The 26817-nt window shown below is 32.0% G+C and carries 23 protein-coding genes; 18 read left to right on the top strand and 5 right to left on the bottom strand.

Translation table 11 applies throughout. The features are described from left to right. The first annotated feature begins 101 nt into the window (after positions 1-101). Together ACOYLT_RS00005 and ACOYLT_RS00010 are read left to right on the top strand one after the other, a co-directional pair. Positions 102-893 (top strand): hypothetical protein, encoded by a 792-nt coding sequence (locus tag ACOYLT_RS00005; protein WP_422851778.1) that lies wholly within the window; start codon positions 102-104, stop codon positions 891-893. Next, positions 893-1507 (top strand): deoxynucleoside kinase, encoded by a 615-nt coding sequence (locus ACOYLT_RS00010; protein ID WP_422851779.1) that lies wholly within the window; start codon positions 893-895, stop codon positions 1505-1507. The genes ACOYLT_RS00005 and ACOYLT_RS00010 overlap by 1 nt, the downstream gene beginning before the upstream one ends. A 67-nt stretch (positions 1508-1574) precedes the next feature. Here the strand turns inward: ACOYLT_RS00010 and ACOYLT_RS00015 are convergent, their stop codons facing one another. The 3 genes from ACOYLT_RS00015 to ACOYLT_RS00025 all read right to left on the bottom strand — a co-directional run bounded on the left by ACOYLT_RS00015 (position 1575) and on the right by ACOYLT_RS00025 (position 7957). Further along, positions 1575-4007: a sodium-translocating pyrophosphatase gene (locus tag ACOYLT_RS00015; protein WP_422851780.1), complete on the bottom strand. Its 2433-nt coding sequence runs from the start codon at positions 4005-4007 to the stop codon at positions 1575-1577. A 427-nt stretch (positions 4008-4434) separates the two neighbouring features. After that, complete coding sequence (locus tag ACOYLT_RS00020; RefSeq protein ID WP_422851781.1) at positions 4435-6918, bottom strand: DUF5686 family protein; 2484 nt, start codon at positions 6916-6918, stop codon at positions 4435-4437. A 61-nt stretch (positions 6919-6979) separates the two neighbouring features. After that, positions 6980-7957 carry a pyruvate dehydrogenase complex E1 component subunit beta gene (locus tag ACOYLT_RS00025; protein ID WP_422851782.1) on the bottom strand — a complete coding sequence of 326 codons (978 nt, stop codon included), beginning with the start codon at positions 7955-7957 and terminating at the stop codon, positions 6980-6982. A 240-nt stretch (positions 7958-8197) separates the two neighbouring features. On the opposite strand from ACOYLT_RS00025, the gene ACOYLT_RS00030 reads away from it, so the two are divergent. The 8 genes from ACOYLT_RS00030 to ACOYLT_RS00065 all read left to right on the top strand — a co-directional run bounded on the left by ACOYLT_RS00030 (position 8198) and on the right by ACOYLT_RS00065 (position 14005). Then, positions 8198-8944: an electron transfer flavoprotein subunit beta/FixA family protein gene (locus tag ACOYLT_RS00030; RefSeq protein ID WP_422851783.1), complete on the top strand. Its 747-nt coding sequence runs from the start codon at positions 8198-8200 to the stop codon at positions 8942-8944. Positions 8945-9025: 81 nt separating this feature from the next. Beyond that, entirely contained in the window at positions 9026-9994 is a 969-nt protein-coding gene (locus tag ACOYLT_RS00035; RefSeq protein ID WP_422851784.1) for an electron transfer flavoprotein subunit alpha/FixB family protein, read from the top strand. 172 nt (positions 9995-10166) lie between these two features. After that, a complete protein-coding gene (locus ACOYLT_RS00040) occupies positions 10167-10790 on the top strand; it encodes a bifunctional nuclease domain-containing protein (RefSeq protein WP_422851785.1) in 624 nt (207 codons plus the stop codon). Then, positions 10791-11615, top strand: a complete 825-nt coding sequence (locus ACOYLT_RS00045) for a thymidylate synthase (RefSeq protein WP_422851786.1) — start codon at positions 10791-10793, stop codon at positions 11613-11615. Positions 11616-11647: 32 nt separating this feature from the next. Beyond that, positions 11648-11986, top strand: a complete 339-nt coding sequence (locus ACOYLT_RS00050; protein WP_422851787.1) for a 2TM domain-containing protein — start codon at positions 11648-11650, stop codon at positions 11984-11986. Continuing rightward, the gene (locus ACOYLT_RS00055) at positions 11983-12465 is read left to right on the top strand and encodes a dihydrofolate reductase (RefSeq protein WP_422851788.1); all 483 of its coding nucleotides are present in this window, start codon (positions 11983-11985) and stop codon (positions 12463-12465) included. Before ACOYLT_RS00050 ends, ACOYLT_RS00055 begins: the two co-directional genes overlap by 4 nt. Before the next feature lie 84 nt (positions 12466-12549). Continuing rightward, complete coding sequence (gene ubiE / locus ACOYLT_RS00060) at positions 12550-13281, top strand: bifunctional demethylmenaquinone methyltransferase/2-methoxy-6-polyprenyl-1,4-benzoquinol methylase UbiE (protein ID WP_422851789.1); 732 nt, start codon at positions 12550-12552, stop codon at positions 13279-13281. A gap of 22 nt (positions 13282-13303) precedes the next feature. Then, positions 13304-14005 (top strand): porin family protein, encoded by a 702-nt coding sequence (locus ACOYLT_RS00065; RefSeq protein WP_422851790.1) that lies wholly within the window; start codon positions 13304-13306, stop codon positions 14003-14005. Positions 14006-14023: 18 nt separating this feature from the next. On the opposite strand, the gene ACOYLT_RS00070 is transcribed toward ACOYLT_RS00065, so the two are convergent. Beyond that, positions 14024-14755 (bottom strand): RNA methyltransferase, encoded by a 732-nt coding sequence (locus ACOYLT_RS00070; RefSeq protein WP_422851791.1) that lies wholly within the window; start codon positions 14753-14755, stop codon positions 14024-14026. Positions 14756-14792: 37 nt separating this feature from the next. Here ACOYLT_RS00070 and ACOYLT_RS00075 point away from each other — a divergent pair, with 37 nt between their 5' ends. From ACOYLT_RS00075 to accD, 3 genes are read left to right on the top strand one after another with little or no spacing between them, the layout of a single operon-like run. Further along, a complete protein-coding gene (locus ACOYLT_RS00075; RefSeq protein WP_422851792.1) occupies positions 14793-17345 on the top strand; it encodes a BamA/TamA family outer membrane protein in 2553 nt (850 codons plus the stop codon). 51 nt (positions 17346-17396) lie between these two features. Then, positions 17397-18464 (top strand): class II fructose-bisphosphate aldolase, encoded by a 1068-nt coding sequence (fbaA, locus tag ACOYLT_RS00080; RefSeq protein WP_422851793.1) that lies wholly within the window; start codon positions 17397-17399, stop codon positions 18462-18464. 56 nt (positions 18465-18520) lie between these two features. Continuing rightward, positions 18521-19375 (top strand): acetyl-CoA carboxylase, carboxyltransferase subunit beta, encoded by an 855-nt coding sequence (gene accD, locus ACOYLT_RS00085; RefSeq protein WP_422851794.1) that lies wholly within the window; start codon positions 18521-18523, stop codon positions 19373-19375. 71 nt (positions 19376-19446) lie between these two features. Here the strand turns inward: accD and ACOYLT_RS00090 are convergent, their stop codons facing one another. Then, positions 19447-20703 (bottom strand): ABC transporter permease, encoded by a 1257-nt coding sequence (locus ACOYLT_RS00090; protein ID WP_422851795.1) that lies wholly within the window; start codon positions 20701-20703, stop codon positions 19447-19449. Positions 20704-20887: 184 nt separating this feature from the next. Here ACOYLT_RS00090 and purH point away from each other — a divergent pair, with 184 nt between their 5' ends. From purH to mrdA, 5 genes are read left to right on the top strand one after another with little or no spacing between them, the layout of a single operon-like run. Next, positions 20888-22414: a bifunctional phosphoribosylaminoimidazolecarboxamide formyltransferase/IMP cyclohydrolase gene (gene purH, locus ACOYLT_RS00095; protein WP_422851796.1), complete on the top strand. Its 1527-nt coding sequence runs from the start codon at positions 20888-20890 to the stop codon at positions 22412-22414. A gap of 53 nt (positions 22415-22467) precedes the next feature. Continuing rightward, entirely contained in the window at positions 22468-23496 is a 1029-nt protein-coding gene (locus ACOYLT_RS00100) for a rod shape-determining protein (protein WP_121312631.1), read from the top strand. A 53-nt stretch (positions 23497-23549) separates the two neighbouring features. Continuing rightward, on the top strand, positions 23550-24377 hold the full coding sequence (gene mreC, locus ACOYLT_RS00105; RefSeq protein WP_422851797.1) for a rod shape-determining protein MreC: 828 nt from the start codon (positions 23550-23552) through the stop codon (positions 24375-24377). Continuing rightward, the gene (locus ACOYLT_RS00110; protein ID WP_422851798.1) at positions 24370-24873 is read left to right on the top strand and encodes a rod shape-determining protein MreD; all 504 of its coding nucleotides are present in this window, start codon (positions 24370-24372) and stop codon (positions 24871-24873) included. The genes mreC and ACOYLT_RS00110 overlap by 8 nt, the downstream gene beginning before the upstream one ends. After that, positions 24870-26813 carry a penicillin-binding protein 2 gene (mrdA, locus tag ACOYLT_RS00115; RefSeq protein ID WP_422851799.1) on the top strand — a complete coding sequence of 648 codons (1944 nt, stop codon included), beginning with the start codon at positions 24870-24872 and terminating at the stop codon, positions 26811-26813. Before ACOYLT_RS00110 ends, mrdA begins: the two co-directional genes overlap by 4 nt. Positions 26814-26817: the final 4 nt, after the last annotated feature.

Raw genomic sequence — 26817 nt, forward strand, 5'->3', positions numbered from 1 at the left:
CAAATATGACGAAAGTAATCAAAATCTGTTACTAATTTTTTGTTAAAATAGTATTTTTGGTTTGTTGAATTTAATTTATATTAATGTAAATTAGCACTATCATGAAAAAGTTGATTTATTTTATTTTTATACTTATTAGTATCAATAGTTTTGGTCAAAAACCAATACTGAAAACTATAGCTATAAATTCATTTGGAATTGAATACAAAACCTTTATGGGCTTTGATGGTTTGGGCAACAATTATTATATAAATAATAATGTTTTTAGCAAGCAAAACGACAATCAGATATGGGAATATAAAAACGTGGCTTTAGGGAAAATTACTTCTGTAGATTATGTAAACCCTTTAAAAATAGTCCTTTTTTATGAAGATTTTAATAGTATAATAACACTTGACAATCAGCTAAATGAAATACAAAAGCTAAATCTTTTTGATATTGACAACACTATTCTTGCTTCTAAAATTGGCATGGCATCACAAAATCAATTTTGGATTTACAATGCTTTGACACAACAAATAATGTTGTTTGACTACGTCAATTATACTTCAAAAAATATTGGAAATCCTATTCAAGAAAATATAAAATATACACAATCTGATTTTAATAATTTCTATTGGATAGATGAGACCAACAACTGTTATACTATTGATATTTTCGGGAAACTAACTTTGCTTGCTACTATTCCTGATTTCGAAAAAATTCAAATCATTACTAATGAAAAAATCTTGTTTTTGAAAGACGACACAATGTATTGTTTAAATAACATTACAAAAACTGTCTATAAAATAGAAATTGTTGAGAAATCATTGCAAAATTTTTATTACAAAGACCAAATTTTAGCTATTTTTACCAACCAAGAAATTAAAAATTTTAAATTAAAATTACCATAATGCACATAGCGGTAGCAGGAAATATAGGAGCAGGAAAGACAACTTTGACAAAATTTTTAGCCAAACATTTTAAGTGGGAACCCCATTTTGAAGATGTAGTTGATAACCCATATTTGGATGATTTTTATCATCAAATGGAGCGTTGGTCATTCAACTTACAAATCTATTTTTTAAATTCTCGTTTTCGACAAGTATTGCAAATACGCGAAAGTGGTAAAAATACCATTCAGGACAGAACGATATATGAAGATGCTAATATATTTGCTCCCAATTTACACGCTATGGGATTAATGACAAATCGTGATTTCCAAAACTACACTTCTTTATTTGAATTGATGGAAGGATTAGTTGGGGCTCCTGATGTGCTAATATATTTAAGAAGTTCAATTCCCAATTTGGTTTCTCAAATTCATAAACGTGGACGTGATTATGAAAACACTATTTCTATTGATTATTTAAGCCGCTTGAACGAGCGTTATGAAGCTTGGATTTCTACTTATGATAAAGGTAAATTATTAATAATAGATGTTGATAATATAGATTTTGTGAATAACCCCGAAGATTTAGGTATGATTATCAATAGAATTGATGCTGAAATAAACGGATTGTTTTAAAATATAATCTAATTACTATCAAAAATGCCTCACAATTGTGAGGCATTTTAAGTATAAAACGGTATAGTTATTTCTTTTCAGAACAACATTCTTTTTTTCCTTCTTCTTTACATTCTTTTGGATCAATGTATTTTCCGTCAGTTCCATAATGTGATAAGCAAGCTTCTTTTTGCTCTGGGGAACATTTAAGACTGTCGCACATGGCAGAACATTCCTCTTTTGTCATTGTGGCACATTTACTCATATCACATTTACCCATTATTTCTCGCGAACATTTCATTTCCATTTCTGGCATTGAACACTGAGGAATTTCTTTTTTCTCAACACCACTTCCTAAGATAGGAGCGATTACTAATCCAATTAAACAAGTTAATTTAATTAAGATATTCATTGATGGTCCCGAAGTATCTTTGAATGGATCTCCAACTGTATCACCAGTTACTGCAGCTTTGTGAGCATCAGAGCCTTTGAACGTCATTTCTCCATTGATTTCTACACCAGCTTCAAAAGATTTTTTAGCGTTATCCCAAGCACCACCGGCATTGTTTTGGAACACAGCCCAAAGTACACCCGAAACAGTAACTCCGGCCATATAGCCTCCTAACATTTCCGCGATTAGTTGGTTGTTGTCTCCGTAAACTAATTTACCCAACAACACAATGGCTATAGGAAAACCAATAGTCATAACACCAGGCAACATCATTTCACGTAATGCCGCTTTTGTAGAAATTTCAACACATTTCCCATATTCTGGTTTACCAGTTCCTTCCATAATACCCGGAATTTCTTTGAATTGACGACGCACTTCATATACCATATCCATTGCGGCTTTACCCACAGAATTCATTGCCAAAGCAGAGAATACAACTGGAATCATTCCTCCAATAAACAACATTGCTAATACAGGAGCTTTAAAGATATTAATCCCGTCAATTCCTGTAAATGTTACATACGCAGCAAATAAAGCTAATGAAGTTAAGGCAGCAGAAGCAATAGCGAAACCTTTTCCTGTTGCAGCGGTTGTGTTTCCTACTGAATCTAAAATATCTGTTCTTGTACGAACTTCTTTAGGTAATTCACTCATTTCAGCAATTCCGCCTGCATTATCAGAAATTGGACCGAAAGCATCGATTGCCAATTGCATTGCTGTTGTTGCCATCATTGCAGAAGCAGCAAGAGCAACACCATAAAATCCTGCTAAAGCATAAGAAGTCCAGATTGCCGCGGCAAATAAAATTACCGTCGGGAAGGTAGAAATCATTCCTGTTGCCAAACCAGCAATTACGTTAGTTCCAGCTCCTGTTGATGATTTTTGTACAATAGCCAAAACTGGTTTTGTACCTAAACCTGTGTAATATTCTGTTACAGATGAAATAGCACCACCAACAACTAGACCCACTAAAGTAGCATAGAAAACTCTCATCGAAGAGATTTGTTGCGCACCTTCGCCGAAGAATTCCATTGTCATTATGGAAGGCAACATTAAATCAACTAGAAAGTAACAAGCAATGGCTGTTAATGCTATAGAAAGCCAGTTTCCAATGTTTAGTGCTTTTTGAACTTGTGCTTCTTTCGCATTATCGTCAGAGATTCTAACAACCAATGTTCCAATAATAGAGAATAATATTCCAAAACCAGCAATCGACATTGGCAGTAAAATTGGTCCTATTCCACCGAATGCATCTTGAATGTTACCACCCATATCTTTAATTACATAGTTCCCAAGAACCATTGCGGCAAGAACAGTTGCAACATAAGAACCAAATAAATCAGCACCCATTCCGGCAACGTCACCAACGTTATCTCCTACGTTATCTGCAATTGTTGCAGGGTTACGTGGATCATCCTCAGGAATACCAGCTTCAACTTTCCCAACTAAATCAGCACCTACATCAGCTGCTTTTGTATAAATACCACCACCAACACGCGCAAACAAAGCAATAGATTCAGCTCCAAGAGAGAAACCAGCTAATGTTTCTAGAACGATAGTCATATCTTCAGTCGAAGTCCATGATCCTTTCATGAAAATTTGGAAGAATATTATAAAGAAACCTGTTAACCCTAAAACTGCCAGACCAGCAACACCCAATCCCATAACTGTTCCACCACCAAAAGAGACTTTTAATGCTTGTGGTAAACTAGCACGAGCAGCTTGTGTAGTTCTAACATTAGTTTTGGTAGCAATTTTCATCCCCATGTTTCCTGCTAAAGCAGAAAAGAAAGCCCCGAAAACAAAAGCGACAACAATTAAAATATCTGTTTTAACACCTGGTATAAAAGTAATACCTGCTAACACAACACTTGCAATAATAACAAATACAGCTAATAATCTATATTCTGCTTTTAGGAATGCTAAGGCACCTTCATAGATATAGTCTGAAATCTCTTTCATTTTTCCGTCTCCGGCATCTTGTTTTAAAACCCAAGATCTTTTGATAGCCATAAAAGCCAATCCTATCAATGCCATAAGTATCGGCACATAAATCATCATTGATTCCATAATTATAATTTTAGTTATAAATTTTATCGGGGGCAAAAATAGCAAAAATTTAAGAATTAATACAAGATGTTTAAGTTTATAAAAAACAAAACTCCTAAATTAGTATAGTTGTTTGAATTTTATTTCTCTTTTTTTAAATAATAATGCCATAATATATAAGAAGCTTAGATTCGATATGGTTTCTAATTTATTGCCATTTATTCAATTGTGTGAATGTCATATGATTCTTTGATTGTGTTTTTATGGCTACATTATCAAGAAATATATCTAGAATTTATGATAGGAATTAAAGCCCCCATTGAAATTAAATTTTATTTCAAATACTCCTTATCTTATCTAATTTCTATACTGTTTTAGATAAATAGCTATCAAAAATGATTTACTTGTTTAGAATTTTTTCAGGTAGAAAAAATACGATTACCGCATTTTAGAAATAAAATCCAAAAGAACCTTTAATGGTAAAGTTACTAGTATCCGGCAAGTCTCTGTAATTCGCTCGCCAAGCAAAATCAATACGGAAAACTTTAAAAATATTTCCAACTCCAGCGCTATATTCCCAATAGGGCCTTTCTGGAGCTTTATAAATCAAACCAGAGGCATTAATGGCTTTATTTTCGTCAGAAACGGTACCGTAAACTCCTTTAACTCCAACAATCTCTCTAAGGTTAAGTTTTCTTAAACCTGGAATTCTTGCAAATATTTTTCCATTGAAATTGTGTTCCCATTGAAAAGTAGCATATTGGTCGGTTATAAATTCATAGAAGTTAAGATTGTTGAATGTATTATCAATTATAAAATAGGTTTGATTTCCTGGGACAATACTCATCAAACCTAATGGAATTTTTCCAAATGTTTTTCCTAATTCCATCGTGAAATTGGAACGCCCTATTGCCCCAATAATGATAGGTTGTTTGTAGTACAATTGTAGTTTTTGATAATCAAAATCACTATTGATAAATCCTTTGAAACCTTGACTATAATTGATAAAAAATCTACTGTATGGGCTATCAATATCTCTTCGTTCAACACCATATCCAATAGTTTTTTTCTTTGGTGTAAATTCCACTTGAAGATTTAACTCTGATTGTTTTACTTCACTTTTTGAAGTGGTCAAAGTAGTATCTAAATAATAATCTAGCTTAAACGTATCTGATGCAGACTCCAAAGTTCGATAAGAAAATCCTAGTTGGAAAGTTAGATTTTTGATTGGTTCAATTTCAATTGCTAAAGCACTTAAATTAATGTTAGTAAGTTTTCCGTTAGCACCTGTTGTAAAAAGTCCTGAGGAAGCATAACTTCTTCCCAAAACATCATTGGTAGTGGTTAAACTTGCACCAATTTGTTCAACATCACGTCTATTACCCCCTGAAATGACAATTCTATTTTTTTTATCAATCATCCATTTTCCTGAAGCACCATATTTGAATTTATTATCTTCAAATCCATAGGCTGTGTATCCTTGTAAACGCCACAAATCATTAGGCCCAAAATAGGTTCTCCCTCCTGCTCTAAGTCGGACTCCTTCAACTTCATTATAACCAATGGTAGAAAAAATTGGGCCGTAATCAAAATGACCGAACTGTATATATCCGCTACCCAAAATGGAAACCAAATTATATATTTGTTTAAAACGTTTTACTGTCTTAAGCGTATCAATCATTTTATAAATTTTCACCTCATCTTTATTCAATTTTTCAAAACGGTTTTCTTCCCAATAGTCATTAGATTTATTGTAAACTGAGTTATCTATATAATTGACTTCATCTTTATAAAACTTTTCAGATTTCTTTTCATTAAACTTAAAATTTCTGTACAAAGTGGTTCGTTTTCCATAAACTCCTTTTGATTCTTCTTTCTTTCTTAATGCAAAGTCAGACATCATATAATCTCGAGTTGGAAGAAAAACAGAATCGTTTAAAACATCAAATTCTTGTTCTAAATAAATATCTTTTACCCAATTTATATTAGCGCTTTTAGTAATTGCCATATTAATTTTTTTAATAGCAAATGTTGAGTCATTTACCCAAAAATCCCCTTTAAAAGTCAACTCATTTTTCCTTCTTGGATAAAACACAATATTATAGCACCATTTATTATCTATAAAAGCTGTATCCGCTAAGACATAATTATATACATCTATACCTGTTCTCGATAATGGACTGGTAAAACTCTTGTCGAAGAAATTCAAATAATTGTCATAAATATCAAAATCATTATACAAATCTTTAATGAAAACATTAACTCCATCACCATTTCCAATTCCTGAATTTTTGTTAGCTTTCAGTATCTCTTTAGTTTTTTTAGTTTCATTATCTCCATATAATTCGGTGAGAGATTCATTGATAAAAATAGGTAAATAAGTTTTTCCTGTTACTCTAGAAGTATCGATGCTCTTGAAAACAAACTCCATTCCTTTGAAAATTTTACTTTTCATAAAGGCACTATCTATTGTATTCATATCAAACTCAACTTTTTCATATTTATCATATTGGTATTGTTTGAACATTTTTAAACCATTTTTTCTTCTTCTTTCCCAAATCTTTCTCAAAATATCCAAAGCCGGATTATTCTTTTTGGAAGTTTTTCCAGCAAAAATCTTTACTTCTTTTAAAGAATTCCCTTCTTTCAGCACAACTTTAAAATTATAATTTACCAAACTAGGGAGTTTCACTTCTTTATCTGGAAATCCAACAAAAGACACGACCAATGCCGAATAATTTTCAGGGGATTCTATATAGAAACGACCATCTTCATTCGAAACAACTCCTGTTTTTGAACCTTTAAAAACAACATTAGCATAGGGCACTGGTTGATTGGAATTATCAACCACAATTCCGCTAACTTTTGTCTGAGCAGAAAGACTAATCACAAAAACAAAGAGGAATATAATATGTGGAAATATCTTTTTCATGGGCATAAAAAAACTTCATCAATAAAGGATTGATGAAGTTTCAAATATAGGTAAATTTATATTATTTGTAAGTTACTTTTTTTACAGCTTTGATAACATCTTGTGCGTTTGGCAACCATTCTTTCAATAAAGTTGGTGAATAGGGCGCTGGAGTATCAGCCGTTGTAATTCTTTGAATTGGAGCATCCAAATAATCAAAAGCTCTTTCTTGAACCATGTAAGTTATTTCAGAAGCCACACTAGCAAATGGCCATGCTTCTTCTAATACTACTAATCGATTTGTTTTTTTTACTGAATTGATAATCGCATCATAATCCATTGGTCGAACGGTTCTCAAATCAATAATTTCGCAAGAAATTCCTGCTGCAGCTAATTCATCAGCTGCAATAAAAGCTTCTTTGATAATTTTTCCAAAAGAAACAATAGTTACATCTGTTCCTTGTCTTTTTATATCAGCTACACCAAGTGGAATGGTATATTCTCCTTCAGGCACTTCCCCTTTATCACCATACATTTGTTCAGATTCCATGAAAATAACTGGATCATTATCACGAATTGCAGCTTTCAACAATCCTTTGGCATCATAAACTGTTGATGGAACAACAACTTTCAAACCTGGCGTATTAGCAAACCAGTTTTCAAAAGCCTGTGAGTGTGTTGCTCCTAATTGTCCAGCAGAAGCTGTTGGCCCTCTAAAAACCATAGGCATAGGAAATTGACCAGCAGACATTTGGCGCATTTTTGCTGCGTTATTTATAATTTGATCAATACCAACTAATGAGAAGTTAAAAGTCATGTATTCAACAATAGGGCGACAACCATTCATTGCTGAACCAACAGCAATTCCAGCAAAACCAAGTTCGGCTATAGGAGTATCAATAACTCTTTTAGAGCCAAATTCATCAAGCATTCCTTTAGATGCTTTGTAAGCACCATTATATTCGGCTACTTCTTCACCCATTAAATATACTGATTCATCGCGACGCATTTCTTCACTCATTGCCTCACAAATAGCTTCTCTAAATTGTATTGTTCTCATTGTATGATTAAGTTACTTTCAAATTTTGAAAGGCAAAAATAAAAATTTAAAATGATTAAAAAACATTTATTGCCTTTAATTAATAGACTTTAGAAAAGACTTTGTTTATAAAATAAAATTAATCAATTTAACATGCACTACGAAATCGATTGAAATTTGAAAATATGTTATGCGCGCATATAAAAATTAGAAATATATTTTATACTTTTACACTCAGAAAATATACTTAATATAACAATAATGAAAATATTAGTTTGCATCAGCCATGTGCCTGATACTACTTCAAAAATCAACTTCATCAGTGGTGATTCTGAGTTTGATTCCAATGGAGTTCAATTTGTTATTAATCCTAATGACGAATTTGGATTAACTAGAGCCATTTGGTTTCAAGAACAACAAGGCGCTAATGTAACTGTGGTAAATGTAGGTGGTGCAGATACCGAACCAACTTTAAGAAAAGCTCTAGCGATTGGTGCTAATGAAGCAATCAGAGTTAATGCAACTCCAACAGATGGTTTTTTTGTAGCAAAACAATTAGCCCAAGTCGTTAAGAATGGCAATTATGACTTAGTAATCTGTGGTAAAGAATCCCTAGATTATAATGGAGGAATGGTACCAGGAATGTTAGCAGCATTATTAAATTTTAATTTTGTGAATTCTTGTACCGAACTTACTGTTGACGGAACTTCCGCAAAAGCATCCAGAGAAATTGACGGAGGAAAAGAAATAATTTCAGCTTCATTGCCCTTAATAATTGGTGGTCAAAAAGGAATAGTTGAAGAAAAAGATTTGAGAATTCCAAACATGAGAGGAATTATGACAGCGAGAACTAAAGTATTAACTGTACTTGAACCGGTTGCTGCAAACAATAATACAAAAGCAGTAAAATTTGAAAAACCAGCGCCAAAATCAGCTGTGAAATTATTTTCTGCAGATGATTTAGACGGACTAATAAATGCATTACACAACGAAGCAAAAGTTATTTAAAAACCAGATTTAATATTAACGATTTTTGAATGCTGTTTGCTAAAAAAATCTTAAATCTTAAATCTTAAATCTTAAATCAATATGTCAATATTAATATACGCAGAATCCGCAGACGGAAAATTCAAAAAAGTTGCCTTTGAATTAGCTTCATATGCCAAAAAAGTTGCCGAATCTTTAGGCACAACTGTTACCGCAGTGACTGTAAATGCTCGAAATATTTCCGAGTTATCAAAATATGGTGTAGATAAAGTTTTAAAAGTGTCTAACGACAAACTATCAAATTTTAATGTTAAAGCCTATGCAGACATTATCAAACAAGCGGCTCAAAAAGAAAGTGCTAAAGTAATTTTACTTTCTTCAACAACCGATAGTTTGTATTTGGCTCCTTTTGTTGCCGTTGGTTTAGAGGCAGGATTTGCATCAAATGTGGTTGGATTACCTCTATCAACTTTACCATTCCAAGTAAAGAGAACTGCTTTTTCAAACAAAGCATTTAACATAACCGAAATTTCTACTGAAGTAAAAGTACTAAGTCTGGCTAAAAATTCTTATGGTGTTTTTGAAAATACTTCATCTGCTAACGAAGAAGATTTTACTCCAAGTTTAAACGATGGTGATTTTAATGTAATAGTAGAATCAGTAGAAAAGTCAACCGGAAAAGTAACCATTGCTGATGCTGATGTTGTAGTCTCTGGTGGTCGTGGATTAAAAGGGCCAGAAAATTGGGGAATATTAGAAGAATTAGCTTCTGTGCTTGGCGCAGCAACTGCTTGTTCAAAACCAGTTTCTGATTTAGGCTGGCGTCCACATAGCGAGCACGTTGGTCAAACAGGTAAACCAGTTGCAACAAACTTATATGTAGCCATAGGAATATCTGGTGCTATACAACATATTGCGGGAGTTAATTCCTCAAAAATAAAAGTAGTTATCAATTCTGATGCTGACGCACCCTTTTTTAAAGTAGCCGATTATGGTATAGTAGGTGATGCTTTTGATATCGTTCCAAGATTAACACAAAAACTAAAGGAGTTTAAATCACAAAACGCCTAAACCAATATAGTAATCCAAACTAAGGGCCATCTGAAATTTTAATTTTCTGATGGCTCTTTTTTTATGTAATCCAATTCTAAAAGCAAAAAGTTTTTGTTACTTTGCATTGCGTTTAATAAGATCTAAATTAGAGTCTTGATACCCAGTAATCAATTCTTGACAAAAGAAAAATATGAGTTTAGTAAAACTAACTATAAAAGGTATTTCATATAGCCAAACACAAAATGGCGCTTATGCATTGATTTTAAATGAAGTTGATGGAGAGCGAAAACTGCCTATAGTAATTGGTGCTTTTGAAGCGCAATCTATAGCTATTGCTCTTGAAAAAGAAATTAAACCTCCAAGACCATTAACCCACGATTTATTTAAAAGTTTTGCAGATAGATTTGATATTATTGTAAAACAAGTTATAATTCACAAACTGGTTGATGGAGTTTTCTACTCAAGTATTATTTGTGAAAGAGATAAAATTGAAGAGATAATTGACGCTAGAACTTCGGATGCTATTGCACTAGCTTTGAGATTTAATGCTCCAATTTTTACATATAAAAACATTTTAGACAAAGCTGGAATTTATTTAAACAATCCAACTGAAATTGAAAATCAAAATATAGATGAAGGATTGCTTTCATCACCTGAAACTTTTGGATTAGATAAAAAGGGAAACGAACCAAAGGAAGTTTATGCTAAATTGAGCTTAACAGAACTTCATACATTACTTGAGACAGCTGTACAAAACGAAGATTATGAAAAAGCAGCCAGAATAAGAGACGAAATTTCAAAAAGAGAATCGTAAATGAAACAATATCATGATTTAATGCGACACGTATTAGAAAACGGTTGTCAAAAAGGAGACAGAACAGGAACAGGAACCAAAAGTGTTTTTGGCTACCAAATGCGTTTTGATTTAAATGAAGGTTTTCCAATGGTAACTACCAAAAAATTACATTTAAAATCAATCATTTATGAATTACTTTGGTTTTTAAAAGGTGATACAAATATCAATTATTTAAAAGAAAATGGAGTTAAAATTTGGGATGAATGGGCCGATGAAAAAGGTGATTTAGGTCCCGTTTATGGTCATCAATGGCGCAACTGGAATAGCGAAGAAATTGATCAAATAACAGAATTAATAGATACATTAAAAACAAATCCTAATAGCAGAAGAATGTTAGTTTCTGCTTGGAATCCATCTGTTTTGCCTGACACATCAAAATCTTTTGCCGAAAATGTAGCTAATGGGAAAGCAGCTTTACCTCCTTGCCATGCATTCTTCCAGTTTTATGTTGCTGAAGGAAAATTATCTTGTCAATTATACCAACGAAGTGCAGATATATTTTTAGGGGTGCCTTTCAATATAGCTTCCTATGCATTATTCACTATGATGATTGCACAGGTTTGTGGTTTACAAGTAGGCGAATTTATTCACACTTTTGGCGATGCTCACATTTATAATAATCATTTTGAGCAGGTAGAATTACAATTATCTCGCGAACCAAGACCTTTGCCAAAAATGACACTAAATCCAAATGTGAAAAATATTTTTGAGTTCCAATTTGAAGATTTTACTTTGATTGATTACAATCCCCATCCTCATATTAAAGGCGCTGTAGCTATTTAAATAATTTTTATCTTAATGATAAATTTAGTCTTATGGAAAAAGATCAACACGAATTATATGAATATGCTAGAGATAGAATAAAACAAAAAAAAAGTTTGTACTATCATTTTATTGTTCTATTTATCGGGAGCATATTTTTGTTCATTGCCAATAAATGGTTGTCGTTTTATCCCGAAACTAAATGGTGGATTTGGGCTGTAACTATCTGGATATTTGTTTTCCTATTTCATTTTATCAAAGTTTTTATTATTGATAGTTTTATGAACAAAAATTGGGAACGATCACAAATCGACAAGTTAATGCTACAACAAACTAAAAAAGTTGAAAAACTAAAAAATGATTTAGAAAATTCTAAATCTTCAGAAGAATGATAACACTTATTGCAGCTGTTGCACAAAATAATGCTCTCGGGAAAGACAATCAATTACTTTGGCATTTGCCTGATGATTTTAAAAGATTTAAAAACATTACATCTGGACATTATATAATCATGGGAAGAAAAACTTTTGAAAGTTTTCCAAAACCATTACCCAATAGAACTCATGTTATCATAACTCGTCAAAAGGAGTATAAACCAGAAGGCTGTATAGTAGTAAATTCATTAGATGAAGCTATACAATCTTGTCCAAAACAAGAAGACATATTCATCATTGGTGGTGGAGAAATTTATAAGCAATCCATAGTAATTGCAGATAAAATTGATATTACCAGAGTTCATAATAGTTTTGAAGCTGATACTTTTTTTCCTGAAATTGAAATAGAAAAATGGCAATTGATTTTTGAAGAATTTCATTCAAAAGACGAAAGACATGATTTTGATTTCACTTTTCAAACTTATGTTAGAAAATAATTTTGTTTTTTCATCCAAGTCTCAATCAATAATAAAGCTCTATTCTAATTAAAATATTGGTTTATATTTGTAGAAATTTCTACAATGTCAAAAAATATAACGCCTTATAAAGATTCTACACTAAGCAAAAAAGATCAAGTAACCCAAATGTTTGATACTATTTCAGGAAGCTATGATGAACTGAATAGGGTTATTTCACTTGGAATAGATGTTAAGTGGCGAAAAAAAGTAGTTGATTTAGTGGCAAAAAAAAATCCTGAAAATATTCTTGATATTGCCACTGGCACAGGAGATTTAGCAATTTTAATGACGCAAACTTCAGCCAAAAAAATTGTTGGACTAGATTTGTCAGTAGGCATGCTCGATGTAGGAAAACAAAAAATAATAGATAAAAACCTCACTGAAAAAATAAAAATGGTTGTGGGTGATAGTGAAAACATTCCTTATCCTGATAATTATTTTGATGCCATTACCGTTTCATTTGGAATCAGAAATTTTGAAACTTTAGAAAAAGGACTAGCAGAAATCTATAGAGTTTTAAAACCTAATGGCATTTTTGTAATACTTGAAACTTCGGTTCCTACTAAATTTCCATTCAAACAAGGATATGCTTTTTATACTAAATTGATACTGCCGTTAATTGGAAAAATATTTTCAAAAGACAATAATGCATACGGATATTTATCAGAGTCAGCAGCAAATTTTCCTTATGGCGAAGCTTTAAACAATATTTTACAAAAAATATCGTTTATAGAATGTAAAGCGATGCCGCAAACATTTGGGGTTGCTACTATATACACCGCCACAAAAATTTAAACCTGTTTTCTTCAGCAACAAAATGAAAAAACTAATTATCTTCTTTGTACTAATTTCCATTTCAGCTCAAGGCCAGTTGGGAAAGAGTATTTTTTCAAAAGACCCAATTATTAATTTGGAAAATTTCGACAAACAAAGACTTTATTGGGGTTATTTTCTAGGATTTAGTACGTTTGATTTCAAAACAGATTATAAAGTTCCTGGACAAGATATCAATATAACAGGAAATACTGGGTTTAATGTTGGTCTTGTTGGGAGTCTTCGTCTACAAGAATATATAGAATTGCGCTTTGAACCTGGTCTTTATTATGCCAGTAGGACATTGACATATCCTCAATTCTCAAATGATAGAGACGGTTTGCGCGAAGTAAAAGCAACTTATATCGATTTTCCTTTAATGTTAAAATTTTGTTCTAAAAGAACCGGAAACGTAAGACCGTATTTAGTTGGCGGATTGTCATCAACATTAAATTTGTCAAGTAATTCTAAATCAAAAGATGATAATTACCAACAGAAATTTAGAGTAAAACCTTGGACTCAAAATTATACTTTAGGTTTTGGTCTAGATTTATATTTTGAATACTTTAAATTTTCTCCTTCCATTAGAGGAGTTTTTGGATTAAAGGATGAATTAATTAGAGATGATGACCCGAATAGCCCTTGGACTGGAAATATACATTCGATGAAAACACGAGCTGTGCTTATCAATTTTACATTCCATTAAAAAACTTAAAATATTTCGCTATTCAATATTTCGTCTAAATTCGCTCAAAAATATTGCGGTTGCAGTAGCCACGTTTAAACTTTCTGCTTGTTGGATATCTCCAAATCTAGGTATTGCAATTCTATTTTTAATAAATTTTTCTAATTCTGAGGAAATCCCGTTGGCTTCATTTCCAAATATCAGAATTCCATCTGCTGATAATTTTTCTTTATAAATAATTGCGCCATCCATAAAAGCTCCAAAAACAGGTAAAGAAGTATTGGCAATAAAACTTTTTAAGTCTAAATAACTGACATTTACTCTAGCAATGGAACCCATAGTGGCTTGAATAACTTTTGGATTATATACATCTACTGTCTCTGGAGAACACAAAATTTGTTTAACTCCAAACCAATCTGAAAGCCTTATAATAGTTCCTAAATTTCCTGGATCACGAATGTCGTCAAGAGCTATAATCAAACCTAAATTTTCGATTACATTATCATTTGGGATTTTAAAAATAGCTAAACAAGAGCTTGGTGAATTCAAAGCTGAAATTCTTTTCATGTCTTGTTCGCTGATCAAAGATTTATGGTGATTAGCTATGTTTTCAAAAATACTTGTATTTTCATACAAATGTTCAAGCACAAAATTTGATTGTAACAATTCTTGAATTACTTTTACACCTTCAGCAATAAACATTTGGTGTTCAAATCGATATTTTTTTTGCTGAAGACTTGTAATAAATTTTATTTGGCTTTTACTAACCATAAAATACTGTATTTTTGAATTAAATATTTTAGACCACTTGAAAAAGAGCATCACAAAAATATCACTATTTATTCTAACTGCACTAATTATATTTGGTTGTAACACTCTAAAAAGAGTTCCTGACGGAAAAAGTCTCTTGACTAAAAATGATATTTATGTTGATAACAAAAAAGACAACTCTGAAGACAACACAAATCAACTATATCAGAAACAAAACAGTTCTATTCTTGGATACAGACTTAGGTTAAATATTTTCAATTTGGCCAGACCAAAATCAGATTCATTATTCAAATCAATAATGATTAAGAATCCAAAAAGATATTATAGAAAAGCCAAATGGCTTTCTAAAAAACAAGTAAAAAGATTAGGCGAATCGTTCTTGTACTCAGGCATAGATAATTTTTTAAGAAAAACGGGGGAAGCACCAATTATTTTGGACACTTCAAGTACTAGAAAATCTTTAAAGCGATTAAAATCTTATTATTTTAATAGAGGATATTTTGATGTTGTAACAAGATATAAAATTGATAGTTTAGCTAAGAAAAAAGTAAAACTTAGATATGACATTGAAACTGGAAAACCCTTCATGATTGATAGTATCAGTAGTTCTATTACTAGTAAACCATTAGATTCTATTTATCAATTAATGAAGAAATATTCTGTATTAAAATCAAACAAACGATTTATATCTAGCGATTTTGACGATGAAAGAGCAAGAATTACAGAAGATTTTAGAAACAATGGTGCTTTTAGATTTCAACAAAATTATGTGACCTATGATATTGACACACTTTCAAAAACACATAAGGCTAATGTAGAATTAGTAATAGAAAATGAATCTATAAGAGTTGAAGACAGTATTTATTCTTTACCGTTTAAACTTTATAAAATTAGTAAAGTAAATATTTTTACTGATTATAGTGCTACAAATCCAAATGCCATTATTAAAGACAGTACTGTATACAAAGGGTTCCATTTATACAGTTTCAACAAATTGAAATATAAACCAAAAGCAATTACTGATGGTGTTTTTGTGATAAAAGAAAATTATTTTTCAGATAAAAACTCAGCTTTAACTTCAAAATATTTAAGTAACCTTAAAGTTTTCAACTATCCATTAATACAATATGTTCAGGATAAAAATCAAGAAGATGGATTGATTGCTAATATTTATTTAACTCCAAGAAAAAAATATACATTTGGATTCTCAACAGATTTTACTCATTCAAACATTCAAGATTTTGGAATATCTGGAAACACATTTTTAGGAATTCGAAATGTATTTAATGGTGCTGAAACTTTTGAATTAGGATTTAGAGGCAATATAGGTTCGTCAAAAGATTTAGCCAATCCAAATAATAATTTTTTCAATATCTCAGAAATTGGAGTTGATGCCAAATTAAATTTTCCTAGAATATTTTTTCCTTTAAAAACAGATAAAATCATTCCAAAAACTATGATACCTTATACTACTTTTAGTGTGGGATACTCTAAACAAACCAATATTGGATTAGACAAACAGAACTTTACAAGTTCATTAGCATACAGTTGGACACCTACAAAAAATACAAATTTAAAATTTGATTTATTCAATGTTCAATTTGTTAGAAATCTAAATCCTTCCAACTATTTTAATATATATAAATCATCATACAACTCCATTAATCAAATTGCTCAAAGCTATCCTACGGTAAATGCAAGTTATTTTAACCCGATCACAGGCAACCTAATTATTGAAGATGGTGTTTTTGGGTTTGCAAATGATGTTGTTGAAAATCAAAGCATTGTTGTTTCACCAAATGATGCTAAATCAATCTTAAGTATTTTAGAAAGAAGAGCTAGATTGACCGAAAACAACTTGATTTTCGCTTCTAATATTACCTACGCTAAAACATCACAAAAAGATTTATTTGACAACAACTTTTATGCTGTCAAAGCAAAAATAGAATCTGCTGGAAATGTATTGTCTTTATTTGCCAACTTATCTAAACAACTGCAAAATCAGGATGGAACTAAAACTATTTTTAATGTTGCTTATTCCCAGTATGTAAAATCTGAATTTGAATTTATTAAACATTGGGATTTAAAGCGTAAAAAAGTATTGGCTACAAAAGTTTTTGCTGGAATAGCGATACCCTATGGAAACTCAAACAGCATTCCATTTTCTCGAAGTTATTTTGCGGGCGGAACCAATGATAATAGAGCATGGCAATCCTATAGTTTAGGGCCAGGTTCAAGTGGAAGTGTTTTGGATTTTAATGAGGCAAATATGAAACTATTATTTAGTACTGAATTACGATTTAATATTTTCAAAAAATTAAACGGCGCTGTCTTTACTGATGTTGGAAATATTTGGAATGTTTTAGACAATACAACATATGAACCTTCCATTTTTAGTGGATTGAAATCCTTAGGCAATATTGCTGTAGGTTCAGGATTTGGATTTAGATATGATTTTAGTTTCTTTATTATTCGACTAGATTTAGGATTTAAGACTTATAATCCCTCTATTAATTTACAAGAAAAATGGTTTAAAGAGATGCGCTTCGATAAATCGGTGATAAATATTGGAATTAATTATCCTTTCTAAATTTAGAAATTATTATTTTTGCAAACTTAACATAATAAACAAAATAAGACAATGGGGCACAATATCAAACCTGGAGTTGCTACTGGAGATGAAGTTCAAGCAATATTTAATCATGCAAAAGAAAACGGATTTGCACTTCCTGCAGTTAACGTAATTGGTTCAAGTACTATAAACGGAGTTTTAGAAACAGCCGCAAAATTAAATGCTCCAGTTATTATTCAATTTTCAAATGGTGGCGCTCAGTTTAATGCTGGAAAAGGACTTTCTAATATTGGTGAAAAAGCAGCTATTGCTGGTGGTATTGCAGGCGCAAAACACATTCACACTTTGGCAGAAGCTTACGGTGCTACTGTAATTCTTCATACTGACCATTGTGCCAAAAAATTATTACCTTGGATTGATGGTTTATTAGACGCTTCAGAGAAAAGTTTTGCTGAAACTGGAAAACCATTATTTTCTTCGCACATGATTGATTTATCAGAAGAGCCAATCGAAGAAAATATTGAAATTTGTAAAACTTATTTGGCTAGAATGAGCAAAATGGGAATGACTTTAGAAATTGAACTCGGAATTACTGGTGGTGAAGAAGATGGTGTAGACAATTCTGATGTAGATAGCTCAAAACTCTATACACAACCTTCAGAAGTGGCTTATGCTTATGAAGAATTACTAAAAATATCTCCTAAATTTACTATTGCAGCTTCTTTTGGAAATGTACATGGTGTTTACAAACCAGGAAACGTAAAATTAACACCAAAAATTTTAAAAAACTCTCAAGAATATGTTCAAAACAAATTCAATGCCGGACATAATCCTGTTGACTTTGTTTTCCATGGTGGTTCTGGTTCTACATTAGAAGAAATTAGAGAAGCTATTTCTTATGGAGTAATTAAAATGAATATCGATACCGATTTACAATTTGCCTATACCGAAGGCATCAGAGATTATATGGTTTCTAAAATTGATTATTTAAGAACACAAATCGGAAGTCCGGAAGGCTCAGATTCTCCAAACAAAAAACACTACGATCCTAGAAAATGGATTAGAGAAGGCGAAGTAACTTTTATCAAAAGATTAGAAGAAGCTTTTGCTGACTTGAACAACATAAACACATTATAATTAACAATTGATAATTGATAATTATTCATTGTCAATTATCCATTATCCATTAAATTATGGCTTGGTTTAAAAGAACAGAAAAAGGAATAACAACACCCACGGAAGACAAGAAAGATGTTCCTAAAGGACTTTGGTATAAATCACCAACAGGAAAAATTATTGATCAAGACGAACTAGCAAGAAACCTATGGGTTAGTCCAGAGGATGATTTTCATGTTAGAATTGGCAGTAAAGAATACTTTGAAATCTTGTTTGACAACAATGAATTCAAAGAATTAGATGCAAAAATGACTGCCAAAGATCCGTTAGGATTTGTAGATACCAAAAAATATTCAGACCGATTAAAAGAAGCTATCGAAAAAACAGGGTTGAAAGATGCTGTTCGCACTGGTGTTGGAAAATCAAAAGGAAATGTTTTAGTAGTATGCTGTATGGATTTTGCTTTTATTGGTGGTTCTATGGGTGCTGTAGTAGGAGAAAAAATTGCTCGTGGTATTGATTATGCCATCAAACATAAAACACCATTTGTAATGATTTCAAAATCGGGTGGAGCGCGTATGATGGAAGCGGCTTATTCTTTAATGCAATTAGCCAAAACCTCAGCAAAATTAGCGCAACTAGCCGAAGCAAAAATTCCTTATATTTCTTTATGTACTGATCCTACAACGGGTGGAACAACCGCTTCTTACGCAATGCTTGGCGATATAAATATCTCTGAACCTGGTGCATTGATTGGGTTTGCGGGTCCACGTGTAGTGCGTGACACAACAGGAAAAGATTTGCCCGAAGGTTTCCAAACGGCAGAGTTTGTTTTAGACCACGGCTTCCTTGACTTTATCACGCCAAGAAAAGAATTGAAAGATAAAATTAACCTTTATATTGATTTGATTTTAAATCAAGAAATTAGATAGTTTTAAATACTAAACAAAAAAAGCATATAAAAACACAAAGAAAATACTTTGTGTTTTTTTATGTCAAAAAACTACATTCCACTTCTAATCGCTTCCACAGGGTCAAGTTTTGAAGCAGAAATAGCTGGAAGAATTCCTGAGATTAGTCCAATGATAGCAGCTAAACCAGTTCCCAAAAGAATATTTCCTATGCTTAAAACAAATTCAAAATCTAATACATTGGTTAAAACAATAGCAATTATCCAGACTAACAACAAACCTATAAACCCACCGATAACACAAAGAATAATAGCTTCAAAGAGAAATTGGAACAGGATAAATTTATTCTTGGCACCCAATGATTTTTGAATTCCAATTAAATTAGTTCTTTCCTTTACAGAAACAAACATGATGTTAGCAATTCCAAATCCACCAACTAGCAATGAAAATAAACTAATAATCCAACCACCAACTTTCATATTGCCAATAATTCCATCAATCAAATCGGTAAATCCAGATAATACACTGATAAAGAAATTATCGATTTCTCCATCTTTTACTCCTCTAAAATTGCGTAATTTTTGACCTATCTCGCCTTTTAATGCTTCCATGTCAATGCCTTTATTCGGCTTAATGATGATAAGTGGTATAAGAATTTTATTATTATCACCATATAATCTTCTCATAAAATTGGATGGAAAAAAAACGGTAGTATCATCATCGCCACCTATAGAAAACCCAGATTCACCTTTCTTTTTTGTAACACCTATAACCGTAAATTTTTGACCATACATTCTAACTTGTTTACCTATTGGTACAGCACCTTCAAACAAACCTTCAGCAATATCATAGCCCAATACAACTACTTTTTTACCAGAGATTGATTCTGACTCATTAAAAAATCTTCCTTCAGCAAACTCCATTCTTTGAATATCATCAAACTCAGAAGTGGCAGGAACCATATTTACAGTATTAATGGTTTTTGATTCAAATTTTAAGGTTTGAGATGATGTGAAATATTGAAAACAAGAATTCTCTATATTGTTTAAAGACCCTTTTAAGTATTGATATTCTTCATATTTTACATGAGGAAATTGTTCTCTTTTCCATTTTGGAATATCAGTTGGACCAAATGAAATACTAGTTACATAAATAGTGTTTTTATCTAAGGACATTAAATCACTTTTTATTTTTCTATCCAAAGAGTCAACGGCTGCCAAAACAGCAATAATAGAAAAAATACCTATAGTTACTCCGAGCAAAGAAAGCAACGTTCGCAATTTGTTATTACGCAAAGCATTCATAGCAAAAGCAAAGCTTTCTTTCAATAAACGAAGATAAAATAACATCTACTTGTTTTTAGGATGTGTAAATTTCATCAAAATATTCTGAAATTACTAATATTTTACTGACTGCTTTGTAAGTGTAATAAAATAAAATTTTGTTGCAGTTCATTCTTGAATTTTGTAATCAAAAAAACTACTTTTGTATACTAAAATCTAACTGTCAACAGACAGGCACAACACACAAAATATGTCAACTACAAAAACAATCCAATCGGCGCTTATTTCTGTCTTTTCAAAAGAAGGGTTAGAACCGATTGTTCGTAAACTACACGAACAAAATGTCACTTTATATTCCACTGGCGGAACAGAAGAGTTCATCAATAATTTGGGAATTCCAGTTGTTCCTGTTGAAGAAGTTACTTCCTACCCTTCAATACTTGGCGGAAGAGTAAAAACGCTACATCCAAAAATTTTTGGCGGAATTTTAAACCGTCAAGACAATGAAACCGATGTGGCTCAAATGAAAGATTTTGAAATTCCACAACTAGATTTGGTAATTGTCGATTTGTATCCGTTTGAAAAAACTGTAGCCTCAGGTGCAAGTGAAGCTGATGTCATTGAGAAAATAGATATTGGTGGAATTTCATTAATTCGTGCTGCTGCTAAAAATTTTAAAGACACGGTTATTGTTGCTTCAGTTAATGAATATGCTATTTTATTAGATTTGATTTCTTCACAAAACGGAGAAACAACTATAGAACAAAGAAGATATTTAGCAACAAAAGCTTTTCATGTTTCTTCGCACTATGACTCCTCAATCTTCAACTATTTCAATGCAGATGAAACCTTTTTTAAAGTCAGTATTGCCGAGGGTCAAATATTGAGATATGGAGAAAATCCACATCAAAAAGGGTTTTTCTTTGGGGAATTTGATAAAATGTTTACGAAATTACACGGTAAAGAATTATCATATAATAATTTGTTAGATGTCGATGCTGCGGTAAATTTAATTTTAGAATTTAAAAATAACGAACCAACTTTTGCCATTTTAAAACACAATAATGCTTGTGGCTTAGCTACAAGAAAAACTATATCAGAAGCCTATTTGGCTGCATTAGCTTGTGATCCAACTTCAGCTTTTGGTGGGGTTTTGATTGCTAATTCAATAATAGATTTGGCAACAGCCAACGAAATAAATTCTCTCTTCTGCGAAGTGGTAATAGCACCAAATTTTGATGAAGAAGCTGTTGCCGTTTTATCTGAAAAGAAAAATAGAATTGTTTTGGTTCAACACGAAGTGGATTTACCAAACAAACAAGTCAGAACTTGTCTAAACGGTTTGTTGGTTCAAGATAAAAATAACATTACAGACACAGTAGACCATTTAAAAGTTGTTACAAATATGGCTCCAACGGCTCAAGAAATAGACGACTTATTATTTGCATCAAAAATTTGTAAAAACACTAAATCAAATACGATTGTATTTGCAAAAAACAAAACATTAGTAGCATCAGGAACAGGACAAACATCTCGAGTAGATGCCCTGAAACAAGCAATTGAAAAAGCACAAACTTTTGGGTTTGATTTGAAGGGTGCTGTGATGGCAAGTGATGCTTTTTTCCCTTTTCCAGATTGTGTTGATATTGCACATAAAGCTGGAATTACAGCTGTAATTCAACCTGGTGGTTCGATTAAAGATGAATTGAGTATTAATTTTTGCAACGAAAATAAAGTTGCAATGGTATTTACAGGAACACGTCATTTTAAACATTAATTTGTTTAACTTTGTACGTTAATTTTTTATAAACATTAAACCATAAAAAACCTATGGGATTTTTTGATTTCATGACTGAGGACATCGCTATTGACCTTGGTACAGCCAACACTCTGATAATACACAACGATAAAGTTGTAATTGATAGCCCGTCAATTGTTGCTAGAGATAGAATATCGGGGAAAATTATCGCTGTTGGAAAAGAAGCCAACATGATGCAAGGTAAAACCCATGAAAACATAAAAACTATTCGTCCATTGAAAGATGGGGTTATAGCCGACTTTGACGCATCTGAAAAAATGATTTCGATGTTCATCAAAAGCATTCCTGCGTTAAAGAAAAAAATGTTTACACCAGCACTTAGAATGGTAGTTTGTATTCCTTCAGGAATTACAGAAGTAGAAATGCGTGCGGTTAAAGAAAGTTGTGAACGTGTAAACGGAAAAGAAGTATACTTAATACACGAGCCAATGGCTGCAGCAATTGGTATTGGTATCGATATTATGCAGCCAAAAGGAAACATGATTGTAGATATTGGTGGTGGAACCACAGAAATTGCGGTGATTGCACTTGGAGGAATTGTTTGTGATAAATCGGTTAAAATTGCTGGTGATGTTTTTACAAATGACATCGTTTACTACATGAGAACACAACACAATTTATTTGTAGGAGAAAGTACAGCAGAAAAAATTAAAATTACTATTGGAGCGGCCACAGACGATTTAGAAACACCTCCAGATGATATGTCAGTTCAAGGACGAGACTTATTGACTGGAAAACCCAAACAAGTAGAAGTCTCATACAGAGAAATTGCTAAAGCTTTAGATAAATCTATTCAACGTATTGAGGATGCTATTATGGAAACCTTATCGCAAACACCACCTGAATTAGCAGCCGATATTTATAATACTGGAATTTATCTTGCTGGTGGAGGTTCAATGTTGAGAGGATTAGACAAACGTATTTCTCAAAAAACAGATTTACCAGTTTATATAGCGGAAGACCCATTAAGAGCTGTAGTTCGTGGAACAGGAATGGCGCTTAAAAATATCCCTAAATTCAGAAGCATATTAATAAAATAGTGTTTCCCGTAAAATACTGAGTACTGAATACTGAAACTGAACACTAGAAAACGATGCAGCAAATATTTAATTTTATACTTAAAAACAGTAATCGCTTACTGTTTTTGCTGCTTTTGGTAATATCCCTTTCACTGACAATTCAATCACATTCTTATCACAAAAGTAAAATCATTAGTTCAGCTAATTTCTTTACTGGCGGTATTTATGAAAAGATAAATAACATTGATGAATATTTTGGTTTGAAATCACAAAATGACGAGCTTGCCAAAGAAAATGCCCGACTAAAAACGTTGCTTTTCAATCAAAGAGACACTACAAAACTTCCTCAGATAGATTCCATTAAAGGCGTTAATAAAATAGATATTCTAGTTTCAAAAGTAATTCGGAATCCTTATAGTTCGCTGGAAAATTTCATCACTATTAACAATGGCTCAACCTCAGGTATAAAACCTAATATGGGTGTAATAAATAGTGCCGGGATAATTGGAATTGTAGATAACACTTCTAAAAATTATGCAACCATCATTAGCGTTTTAAATGTTAATATCAAAATAAACGCCAAAATTAAAAAATCAAATCACTTTGGCTCTTTAGTTTGGAATGGAAAAAGCACAGGATTTGCTCAACTAATTGATGTGCCAAGATTAGCTGGTGTTCGAAAAGGTGATACTATTGTTACTGGTGCAGAATCTAGGGTTTTCCCAGAAAATATCGGCATCGGTACAATTGATAAAGTTTATATTGATAACGAAACTAACTATTACACTTTAGATATAAAATTATTTAATGACATGACTAATTTAGGACATGTTTATGTCATTAAAAATAAGGATGCCGATGAAATAATCAATTTAGAAAACAAAAGCAAAAAAGATGAATAGTGCATTAGGAAATGTTGCCCGTTTTGTCTTGTTGCTTACCGCACAGGTTTTGATATTCAATAGAATTGATCTCTTCGGATTTATCAACCCATTCCCATACATTCTTTTTATTATTTTGTACCCTGTAAACGGAAATAAAACAGGACTTATAGTAGCTAGTTTCTTTCTAGGACTGCTTATGGATATGTTTTGGAATTCTGGTGGAGTTCATGCTGCTGCTTGTGTTGTTCTTGCTTATTATCGACCATCAATTTTTAAATTTTCTTTTGGTTTAAGTTATGAATATCAAACCGTTAAACTAAATGATATTTTAACTCCCGAACGTTTTTCTTTTATTCTAATTGCTGTTGTAATCCATCATGCTATTTTATTTTTTCTTGAAATTTTTAAAATTAGTTTCCTTTGGGATATTTTAGCGCGAACCGTTTTGAGTACTATTTTTACAATTACCTCTTGCATAATTATCATTTATATCATTAAGCCTAGCAAAAAATGAGAAAAGTTTTATTGCCTACAATCATTTTCATTGCTACTATTTTACTTGTAATTCGTCTTTTTTATTTGCAAGTAATTGATGATACTTTAAAATTAAAATCAGATAATAATGCTATAAAAATAAATTATGATTATCCTGAAAGAGGCTACATATATGACAGAAATGGTAATTTATTAGTTGCAAATCAGCCTTCTTATGATATTATGGTAATCCCAAAAGATGTCAAAGAAATAGACACTTCTGAATTTTGTACATTGTTAAAAATCACCAAAGAAGATTTTTTAAAAAAGATAGCAAAAGCAAAAGTCTATAGTCCAAGATTACCTTCAGTTTTCCTTTCTCAGCTTAACAAAAAAGAATATGCAGCTTTTCAAGAAATTGAGAGAAAATTTGCTGGATTTTATATTCAAAAACGTTCATTAAGAGACTACCAAGTGCCCTGTGGAGCAAATGTTTTTGGATTTATTACACAAGTAAATGACAAAATAATTTCCAAAAACAAATACTACAATAGTGGCGATTTAATTGGTAGGCAAGGAGTTGAAGAAAGTTATGAGGAAATTTTAAGAGGTATCAAAGGAGTAAAATACATCCAAAAAGATAAATACAATCGTGAAATAGGTTCTTATAAAGAAGGTCGATTCGATACAATTGCTGTGCAGGGTAAAGACATAAATTTAACCTTAGACGCAGAACTTCAAAAATATGGTGAAGAATTGATGATTAATAAACGCGGTGGAATTGTCGCTATAGAACCAAAAACTGGTGAAATTTTAGCATTAGTTACTGCTCCATCCTATGACCCTGCAATATTAGTAGGCAGACAGCGTTCTAAAAATTATACTATGTTGTATCACGATTCTATCGCAAAACCATTGTACGACAGAGGTCTTTTAGCTCAATATCCTCCTGGATCACCTTTCAAAATATTAACTGGCCTAGTAGCATTACAAGTAAAAGCTATAGATGAAAATACTAGCATAATTTGTAATCACGGATTTAGCTTTGCACCAGGCAGATTCATGAGATGCCACTGTCATGGCGGAGTAATACAATTGCATCGCGGAATTTATGAATCATGTAATACCTTCTTCTCTACTTCCTATATGCGAACACTTGATAAGTTCTCAGATCCATCTGTAGGAGTTGATGTTTGGAGCAAACACTTAAAAACATTTGGCCTTGGAGAATTTATGGGCTATGATTTACCTACCGGTAGAAAAGGAAACATACCTACATCAAAAACCTATAACAAAGTATATAAAGGATGGCGTTGGAGTAGTAAAACTATTGTATCCAATGCTATAGGACAAGGGGAGGTTTTAATGACTCCTATGCAATTAGCCAATATGATGGCTACAGTTGCAAATAGAGGTTTTTACTTTACCCCTCATATTGTTAGAAAAATCAAAGGCCAAATCATTGATAAAAAATTTACAACAAAGCATAAAACTACCATAAACAGAAGATACTTTGAAACTATGATAAGTGGGCTATTTGATGTATATAATTTTGGTACAGCGCATGGATTAAACGTTGATGGAATAGATATATGCGGGAAAACAGGTACCGCTGAAAATTTTACCAAAGTTGATGGCAAACGCGTACAACTCAAAGACCACTCGATTTTTGTAGCCTTTGCTCCAAAAGATAATCCAAAAATTGCCATTGCCATACTAGTGGAAAACGGTGGATTTGGTGCTACTATAGCTGGACCGATAGCCAGTTTAATGATTGAAAAATATATCAAACACAAAATAACTCGTAAAGATTTAGAAACACGTATTTTAGCAAAAGACTTACAGCCAGAATACAACCGTTTTATTTCGAAACCAATAAGAGACACTTTGATTAATACCAAAGTTACAATAAAGGAAAAAGCTGTAGTTACTATAAAAGATACCAGTGGAATTAAAAAGAGAACTGCTCTAAAACCTTAATTTC

It is taken from the genome of Flavobacterium sp., from assembly GCF_049318185.1.
In the GTDB taxonomy this organism is placed as follows: domain Bacteria; phylum Bacteroidota; class Bacteroidia; order Flavobacteriales; family Flavobacteriaceae; genus Flavobacterium.